This window comes from Methylobacterium sp. WL18 (assembly GCF_008040015.1).
GTDB classification, from domain to species: domain Bacteria; phylum Pseudomonadota; class Alphaproteobacteria; order Rhizobiales; family Beijerinckiaceae; genus Methylobacterium; species Methylobacterium mesophilicum.
Genome location: NZ_VRVD01001238.1, coordinates 1 through 601, shown reverse-complemented (window position 1 = coordinate 601; position 601 = coordinate 1). Strand labels below are relative to the sequence as shown.

Annotated in this window: 2 pseudogenes; both read right to left on the bottom strand. The window is 69.1% G+C overall.

What is annotated here, in order from left to right:
* Positions 1 to 279: pseudogene (locus FV228_RS32070) on the bottom strand (methyltransferase); the annotation flags it as partial.
* Between the two features lie 210 nt (positions 280 to 489).
* Positions 490 to 601: pseudogene (locus tag FV228_RS32065) on the bottom strand (IS630 family transposase); the annotation flags it as partial.

Genomic DNA, 601 nt, shown 5'->3' with positions numbered 1-601 from the left:
TTCGAAGGCAGCAAGCTCCTTCGCCAGCCGGGCGCCGCCGCGGTCCTTCGGGGCGAGCGCCATCATCCGGCCGCCGGGCACGAGGGCCCGCAACGTATGAGCGAGAACGTAGCGCCGCTCGATCGTGCCGGGGGGCGCCAGCACGGTGGCGGCGTCGAGGCTGCCCTCGGCCAGATCTTCGAGCCGGGCAGAGTCGGGGATCAGGGGGGACAACTGGACGGCGTCACCGGGGACCTCGGCGAGGTCGATCGGCGGCAGGCCGTAGACGGCGTGGCGCATGAATGATTCGGGATCTGGAGAGCTGGCATCGGAACGCGAATCCACGGCGGAGCGGGAAACCCGCGCCCGACTCGGATCATCCGGGGGGAACGTCGCCTGTTACACCGGAATGGGCCCGGAAGCCCAGCCTCCGGATCCGCGCACCTCGCCGCCCGATCCCGACCGAGCTTACTTCCAGCAACCCGTGCGTGTGCCTAGAGCTGTTCCCACTTATGTAGCGACGGCCAAGTCGTCCTCGTATCCGGCGGCGGTGATGCAGTTGCGGCATTCGTCTGGGGTGAAGCGGGTGAAGGCCTCGCGGATAGCAGCCCAGAGGTCGGGC